This is a genomic window from Phyllobacterium sp. (genome assembly GCF_037994405.1).
Lineage (GTDB): Bacteria > Pseudomonadota > Alphaproteobacteria > Rhizobiales > Rhizobiaceae > Phyllobacterium.
Genome location: NZ_JBBNAN010000152.1, coordinates 20,421 through 28,329 on the forward strand (window position 1 = coordinate 20,421; position 7,909 = coordinate 28,329).

Annotated in this window: 8 protein-coding genes; 3 read left to right on the top strand and 5 right to left on the bottom strand. The window is 58.5% G+C overall.

Translation table 11 applies throughout. The features are described 5' to 3' along the window. Position 1 precedes the first annotated feature (1 nt). Positions 2–1,615 carry a F0F1 ATP synthase subunit beta gene (atpD, locus tag AAAC48_RS09270; RefSeq protein ID WP_340653904.1) on the top strand — a complete coding sequence of 538 codons (1,614 nt, stop codon included), beginning with the start codon at positions 2–4 and terminating at the stop codon, positions 1,613–1,615. Positions 1,616–1,686: 71 nt separating this feature from the next. After that, positions 1,687–2,094 (top strand): F0F1 ATP synthase subunit epsilon, encoded by a 408-nt coding sequence (locus AAAC48_RS09275; protein ID WP_340653905.1) that lies wholly within the window; start codon positions 1,687–1,689, stop codon positions 2,092–2,094. Positions 2,095–2,153: 59 nt separating this feature from the next. Here the strand turns inward: AAAC48_RS09275 and AAAC48_RS09280 are convergent, their stop codons facing one another. The 4 genes from AAAC48_RS09280 to AAAC48_RS09295 form a co-directional block, all read right to left on the bottom strand. Then, positions 2,154–2,678, bottom strand: coding sequence for an RNA pyrophosphohydrolase (locus AAAC48_RS09280; protein ID WP_340653906.1), 525 nt, complete (start codon positions 2,676–2,678; stop codon positions 2,154–2,156). A 31-nt stretch (positions 2,679–2,709) separates the two neighbouring features. After that, positions 2,710–3,534, bottom strand: a complete 825-nt coding sequence (locus AAAC48_RS09285; protein ID WP_340653907.1) for a divergent polysaccharide deacetylase family protein — start codon at positions 3,532–3,534, stop codon at positions 2,710–2,712. 420 nt (positions 3,535–3,954) lie between these two features. Next, positions 3,955–5,280, bottom strand: coding sequence for a S41 family peptidase (locus tag AAAC48_RS09290; protein ID WP_340653908.1), 1,326 nt, complete (start codon positions 5,278–5,280; stop codon positions 3,955–3,957). Further along, positions 5,270–6,652: a murein hydrolase activator EnvC gene (locus AAAC48_RS09295; RefSeq protein WP_340653909.1), complete on the bottom strand. Its 1,383-nt coding sequence runs from the start codon at positions 6,650–6,652 to the stop codon at positions 5,270–5,272. The genes AAAC48_RS09290 and AAAC48_RS09295 overlap by 11 nt, the downstream gene beginning before the upstream one ends. Before the next feature lie 245 nt (positions 6,653–6,897). Between AAAC48_RS09295 and AAAC48_RS09300 the strand changes: the two genes are divergently transcribed. Continuing rightward, positions 6,898–7,617 carry a glycosyltransferase family 2 protein gene (locus AAAC48_RS09300; RefSeq protein ID WP_340653910.1) on the top strand — a complete coding sequence of 240 codons (720 nt, stop codon included), beginning with the start codon at positions 6,898–6,900 and terminating at the stop codon, positions 7,615–7,617. On the opposite strand, the gene AAAC48_RS09305 is transcribed toward AAAC48_RS09300, so the two are convergent. Continuing rightward, positions 7,559–7,909: hypothetical protein (locus tag AAAC48_RS09305; protein ID WP_340653911.1), on the bottom strand; the 351-nt coding region annotated here is incomplete at its 5' end. The two genes, AAAC48_RS09300 and AAAC48_RS09305, sit on opposite strands and share 59 nt — an antisense overlap.

Here is a 7,909-nt window from a genome sequence, read left to right on the forward strand (position 1 = left end):
GATGGCAAAAGCAGCGACCCCGAAAACACCCGCAGCCGCGAAAGCCGCTGCACCGAAGGCAGCGGCCGCCAAGACGGCAGCCGTCAAGGCGGAAGCCGCTGCCAGGCCAGCGACCAAGGCTGCTGCACCAAAGGCAGCTGCGAAGGCTGCTCCCGCGGCCAAGACCGCTGCACCGAAGGCCACGCTCAAGGCAACCGGCGTCGTCGGTCACGTCAGCCAGGTCATCGGCGCTGTCGTCGACGTTTCTTTCGACGGTGGTGTGCTGCCGCAGATCCTGAACGCACTGGAGACCGACAATCTCGGCAACCGTCTCGTTCTCGAAGTCGCGCAGCATCTCGGTGAAAACACCGTACGCACGATCGCCATGGACTCGACCGAAGGTCTCGTTCGCGGCCAGGTCGTCTACGACACGGGTACGCCCATCATGGTTCCGGTCGGCGAGGAAACCCTCGGCCGTATCATGAACGTCATCGGGGAACCGGTCGACGAGGCTGGTCCAATCAAGACCAAGCTGACCCGCGGCATTCACCAGCCGGCTCCAGAATATGTCGAACAGTCGACGGAAGCCCAGATCCTGGTAACGGGCATCAAGGTCGTCGATCTGCTTGCGCCTTATGCGCGCGGCGGCAAGATCGGCCTCTTCGGCGGTGCGGGCGTTGGCAAGACCGTTCTCATCATGGAACTGATCAACAACGTCGCCAAGGCGCACGGTGGTTACTCGGTTTTCGCCGGTGTGGGTGAACGTACCCGCGAAGGCAACGACCTTTATCACGAAATGATCGAATCGGGCGTGAACAAGGCAGGCGGCGGCGAAGGCTCAAAAGCTGCCCTCGTTTACGGTCAGATGAACGAGCCGCCAGGGGCCCGCGCCCGTGTTGCTCTTTCGGGGCTGACGGTTGCCGAACATTTCCGCGACCAGGGCCAGGACGTTCTGTTCTTCGTGGACAACATCTTCCGCTTCACGCAGGCTGGTTCCGAAGTGTCCGCTCTGCTCGGTCGTATCCCGTCCGCCGTGGGTTATCAGCCAACGCTGGCAACCGACATGGGCGCGATGCAGGAGCGCATCACCACGACCCACAAGGGCTCGATCACCTCGGTTCAGGCGATTTACGTCCCCGCCGACGATTTGACCGATCCGGCGCCGGCAGCATCCTTCGCGCATCTTGATGCGACGACGGTTCTCAACCGCGCGATTTCGGAAAAGGGTATTTATCCGGCCGTGGATCCGCTCGACTCGACATCGCGCATGCTCGATCCGATGATCGTCGGTGATGAACACTACCAGACGGCTCGCCAGGTTCAGTTCATCCTGCAGCGCTACAAGTCGCTTCAGGACATCATCGCCATCCTCGGCATGGACGAGCTATCGGAAGAAGACAAGATCGCGGTTGCTCGCGCCCGCAAGATCGAGCGCTTCCTGTCGCAGCCGTTCTTCGTCGCTGAAGTCTTTACCGGTTCGCCGGGCAAGCTGGTTGATCTCGCAGACACCATCAAGGGCTTCAAGGGCCTTTGCAACGGTGACTACGATCACCTGCCGGAAGCGGCGTTCTACATGGTCGGCTCGATCGACGAGGCGATTGAAAAGGCACAGCGTCTGGCAGCTGAAGCTGCCTGAGCTTAAGACTGACGGCGGGCCACGGCCCGCCTTGTCACCTCGGCCAAGACCACAGGAATTGAGTGAATATCATGGCAGAAGCCTTCCAGTTCGAACTCGTGTCGCCAGAGCGCCTGGTCCTTTCGGAACAGGTCATTGAAGTCGTGGTTCCGGGCACGGAAGGCTACATGACTGTCATGGCGCACCATGCGCCGCTGATGGCAACCGTGAAGCCTGGCGTTGTCACGGTGAAGATGTCTGACGGAAAATTGGACAGCTATGTCGTCTTCGGCGGCTTTGTCGATATCACGCCGGATGGCTGTACGCTCCTCGCAGAGTCGGCGGTACACGTCACCGATATAAAGGCTGATGAGTTGCAGCGCCGTATCCAGGATGCCAAGGAAGACTTCGAAGATGCAACCACACGCGAGGAGCGCGCCCGGGCGGAAGACCTTCTCGGCCAGCTGACGACACTAGAGGAAGCCATCAAGGCTGCTTGATAGTCGAATTCCAGGGCGTAACAAAAAAGCGGGCATGGCCCGCTTTTTTGTTACGATATTCAGCCGGCCAAATGCCGGAACGCGGCGACGACTTCTTCATAAACTCTGCGCTTGAAAGGCACGATCAGCTCTGGCAATTGTGCCATCGGCTTCCATTCCCATCTATCGAATTCCGCCGTGTGCCCTCCCGGTGGCGGGTTTATTGCAATTTCGCTTTCCTCGCCCTCAAAGCGATAAGCGAACCATTTCTGGGTCTGGCCGCGATATTTGCCTTTGAGCGCGACACCGATCAGGTGTGGCGGCAGGTCATAATTGATCCAGTTTGGTGCCTCCGCCAGGCGCGAGACCGACTTCATGCCCGTTTCCTCATAGAGTTCGCGCAGCGCTGCCGGTTCCGGATCTTCGCCCTTGTCAATGCCGCCCTGCGGCATCTGCCAGAGCTGTGTGGCACCGTCCATTTCATCATTGGCAATAATGATGCGGTGGCCCGCCCAGACGAGGCCATCCTTGTTGAGTACCATTATGCCGACGCAGGGACGATAGGGCAGGGACTGCGGATCGACAGGCTTCTTGTTCTTGTTCATGCAGATGCTCCAAATCGCGTGCAGCGAGGTGCTAACCCCTTTCGGGGTCGCGGACAAGGGCGGATACGGGCACAATCTCAATGCCTCTTGCCTTGGCCTCATTGGCCCAGGATGTGACGGCTTCAACGGTGACGTCGAAGGCTGAGCCCGTTGCAATTGCGGTCCCTTTGGCGCGGGCGATGCGCTCCAATTCGTCCAGTTTCTTCAGGATAGCGCCGCGATCCTGCGTGGCATCGATCAGAACGTCGGCGGCGGCGAATGGTGCACCCTGTTGGGCGGCAATCGCGTCGCCCTGGCTTCGCGCGGATGTTCCGTCGTCGAGATAGAGCAGGCCACGCTTGGCAATATCCTCGATCACCGGCGTCATCGCCGCCGGCTCGGCGGTGAAACGCGCGCCCATATAATTCATCACGCCTGTATAATTCGTAATGCGGCCCATCGCTTTGTGCAGATTCTCAAGTGTTGTTGCTGGCGGGGCATCGACCGTCAACGTGCCGCGACCTGGATTAACCCGGGGGTAGTCGAATGGCTCCAGCGGAATCTGCATGAGGATTTCGTGGCCGTCCTGGCGCGCGGCCTGCATCCAGCGGACCAGGCTGTTGCCTTCCGGCGAAAACGCCAGCGTTATTTCCCCTGGCAGGGTGCGAATGGCCTGCTGCGAGCCGGTTTGTGACAGGCCGAGTCCGCCAATGACGATGGCAACGCGGGCGCCACGCGCACCGGACCAGGGCCTGGCATAAACGTCGAGAGGACGGCGGCCGTCAGGCGCAATAATGGGCAATAGCCCCTGTGGACTTTGCTCGAGCATATCCTGTTCAGGGATATGGGCGGTGCGGGGATCCTGTGTGCGTTTCATCGGATCACCGACAACGATGATCTTGGGGCCACCTTCAGGGGTAACGACATTGCCTGGCAGTGCGTTAGGATCGCGTGCGGACGTGACAACTGGCTGGCTTGGTTTGGATGCCGGCGCCGCGGCAATCTGCGGCTTTGATGCCTCAGGCTCCGGGCGACGAAATCCTTGGTGGCTCGTGTAAGCAATGAGCGAAGCCAGGCCCACAATGCCTAAGGCAGCCGCCGATGGCGCGAGCCAACGAGTTAGAGCTTTCGCGTTAAATTTTTCGCTGGGCCGCCTGCTGTTTTGCCCCAGTGGCCGGTTGAGATCGACGTTCACGCGTTTTGGCCGGAGAAGTAAGGGACAAAGCCGGCGTTGCCGCCGGGAAAACATACCAAGGGGACCAGACTATGACGGAAAAGTCCGGTCCCCTCTGGCATATCAGTTAGGCACACCCTTCTTCGGATCTGCCGGGAAGGCCGCATTGGCCTGTTCGCCGCGCAGCAGCTTCAGCGCCTGGATGAGCTGCAGATCGTCCTTCGGGTCTGGCGGCACATAGGCGATGGAGCCGGAACCTTCGGCATCTTCCTGAACACCCTTGATATGGCCCTTCAGATCGGATTCACCGCGGGTGATATCCTGGCCCTTGAGTTCGTCCGGCAGGGGCTGATCAACGGCGATGTCCGGTACGATGCCCTTGCCCTGGATAGACTTGCCGGCAGGCGTGTAATACAGCGCCGTCGTCAGACGCAGCGCACCGTTTTCACCGAGCGGAATGATCGTTTGAACGGAGCCCTTGCCGAAGGAGCGGGTTCCGAGAACCGTACCGCGGCGATGATCTTGCAGCGCACCGGCAACGATTTCCGAAGCACTCGCCGAGCCACCATTGATCAGGACGATCAGCGGCTTGCCATTGATCAGATCGCCTGGACGGGCGTCAAAGCGGGTAATGTCCTGCGGATCGCGCCCGCGTGTCGAGACAACCTCGCCCTTGTCAAGGAAGGCGTCGGAAACGGCAACAGCCTGATCGAGCAGACCACCCGGGTTGAGCCGCAGATCGAGGACGAAGCCTTTCAGCTTGTCTTCTGGCACCTTGCTCTGGATGTCCTTGATTGCCTTCTGCAGATCGTCGAAAGTCTGTTCGGTGAAGGAAATGACCCGCACATAGCCAACGTCATTTTCGACCCGGTATTTGACCGCCTTTACCTTGACCACATCGCGAACGATGGTCAGCTTGATCGGCTTGTCGGCGCCTTGACGAATAAGGGTCAGTTCGATCGGCGTGTTGACCTCACCGCGCATTTTGTCGACAGCGTCAGTCAGGGTCAGGCCGCGAACGTCGGTACCATCGATTTGCGAGATATAATCGCCGGCCAACACGCCAGCCTTGGCGGCCGGGGTGTCTTCGATGGGAGCAATGACCTTCACCAGCTCATTCTCCATGGTGACTTCGATGCCGAGGCCACCAAATTCGCCCTTGGTCTGCACACGCATATCCTGGGCTTGCTCGGCATTCATATAGGACGAATGCGGATCAAGGGAGGTCAGCATGCCGTTGATGGCACTCTCAACCAGCTTCTTGTCATCCGGCGGCGTGACGTACTGGGCACGGACACGCTCGAAAATATCACCAAAAATTGATAGCTGTTTATAGGTGTCAGTACCCGCAGCTTCTGCAGCGGTTGTGGGCAGAGCACCCTGCACAACGACCATTGCCGTCGCACCCATCAGCGCTCCGGCCAAGAGAAGCGTTAACCTACGTATCATTTCCGGTCCTTCCAGCAAGCCGATCCGCCCACCAAGGAGCGGGATTAACAGGTTTTGTATCCTTTCGGAACTCAATGTAAAGCATTGGAGCTCCATTTCCCATCGAAACGGGTGCGGTACTGGCGATAAGTTGCTCGTTCATCACACCGACCGGCTCGCCCGCCAGGACAAACTGATTCTGCGAGACATTGATCTTCTTCATCCCTGCCAAAACAACATGATATCCGTTCCCGGCATCAAGGATCAAGAGCTGTCCATAGGACCGGAATGCGCCAGCATAAAGGACAACGGCGTCCGTCGGTGACGTTATTGTCGCACCTGCAGGCGTCTGCAGCGTATCGCCCTGGAAGGCGCCGCCCAATCCGTCGTCATCGCCAAAATGTTTCACAAGCTTGCCTGCAGCTGGCATGGAAAGATGGCCTTTCAACGACGCAAAATTGACCTGTGCCGAAAGCCGGTTCTGGTTGGAGGCAAAGTCGTCGGCGCGTCGCTGGCTTTCTGCCAACTTCTGCTGCTCTTCGGCACTGGCGGCATCGGCGGCCTTCTTGATCTCCTGCAGGTCCTTTTCCATGGAAGCGATGAGATCGCGCAGGGATGTCGCCCGCCTGGCCAGCTCCTCAGATCTCGCCTGCTCGGCCTGCCGGGTTTCTTCCGAAGTAGCCTGCAGTTTCTGCTTTTCGGCGAGGAGAAGGTCGAGACGCTTCTTTTCCTCCGCCTGGCCCGAGAGCGCCGCAGTCAGGCGACTTTGTTCTTCAGAGATCGATGTTTTGACCAGGGTCAGCTCCTTGAGATCGGCAATGAGGACCTCGGTCTGCTGGCGCATTTCAGGGACAACGGCGCCGAGAAGGACGGCACTTCTGACGGATGCAAGGGCATCATCAGGACGCACAAGGAGCGCAGGCGGCGGATTCAGCCCCATGCGCTGCAGCGCCGCCAGCACCTCAGCGAGTGCGCCGCGACGTTCCTTCAACGAGCGCTTTATTCCATCTTCTTGTTCACGAAGGCCAGTCAGCCTTTCACTGAAACCGGCTATGTCCTCGCTCAGCTTCTTCTCGGTCTTGGCAGATTGGATAAGGGCGGCCGTGAGTGTTGTCTGGTCTTTCTTCAGCGCAGCGATTTCATTATCGAGCGCAGCAACGCGGTCCGACGAGAGTGAGATTTGTCCGGTCAGGTCCTCAAGTTCCTTTACGGTCTGTGCACGCTTGGCATCCAGGGATTGCGGGGCCGGTTGTTGAGCCGGGGCTTGCGGTTCCGGGGCTGGTTGCTGGGCGCCAGCGGGTGAAGTACAGGCAAGCGCAAGGCCGAGGAGAACGACATATGAAAATGCGCGCCTGCCTGCATTCAAAACTGCCGTTGAAACCTCAAAATTCATTGCCGGACCGGAGCACAAGTATGGTTTGATCCCGACTTTAGGGAGACTTCGATTAATGAAGTATTAACCATAAACCAGCCGTGTCGAAAGCAGCCTATTTTAGTAACAAAAGGCGTGGCGGAATTGCGGCGCTGGCTCGCATACTCGAATGAAATAATTCTGTCCTCCGATCCCAACGCAGTATATGGCAATAGAGCCGGCCCCCACCCTGCATATGTGGTAACCGGTTCACAATGGTTCCCGATATGATCGATCTGACAATCGTAATTCCTGTCCACAATGAATCCGGAAACATCGGTTCTCTCGTCAAGGAAATCAATGAAGCGCTGCTTTCCGGGCCAGCGTATGAAATCATCGTCATCGACGATGGTTCAACGGACAGTTCCGCCGAAGAGGCATTGAATGCCGGTAATCATGTTTGTGTGCTCGGCCATGCTAAACGCACGGGAAAGTCACGCGCACTTGTAACGGGCTTCCAGGCAGCCAAGGGAAAATGGGTCGCAACGCTCGACGGCGACGGTCAGAATGATCCAATGGACATTGCGCGTTTGTGGCTACGGATACAGCAATCAGAGCCGGCGCTCTTTGCGGGCGTCAGGAAGCGGCGCAATGATGGCGTTGTCAAACTGCTGACGTCGAAATTTGCAAATAGTGTCCGCAAGCGACTGTTGAACGATGATTGCAGGGATGCCGGATGTGGCTTCAAGATTTTGCCCGTTGCGGCAGCGCGGGACCTGCCTTACTTCGACAATATGCACCGCTTTCTCCCGGCCCTGATCCGGCGAGCCGGCTTGCCGGTGATCGAAGTGGAGGTAGAAGACCGTCCGAGGCTCGCAGGTGTGTCGAAGTATGGGTTCTTCGACCGCGCCGCGGTGGCATTCCTCGATACTGTAGGGGTGTTCTGGCTTACCCGGCGCTATTCGGATCCCGGATCGGTAGTCGAGAAGAATAGCGCTGGAAATTGAAAGTCCTGAGCTTGCCGTTAAAATTCCTGATTGGCGCGGTGACACGTGTAATTGGTCCGATTGGCTTGGCATCCCCGGGCAGGCGCTCCAGGACGTCCTCATCCGGCCCATCGTCACCCTGCCAGACAATCACAATATCTTCCGCGGTGCCCCGCTCCGGGGGCAAGTGAAGCAATGCAGCAACATTACCCGCATCATCCTGACGATTGGAGACAATCCGTGCCGGCGCCGGGTTCTGCGCGTGGATGGCTTGGGCGACCGCATCAAAGGGGAAATTGAATCGTTCCGTGCC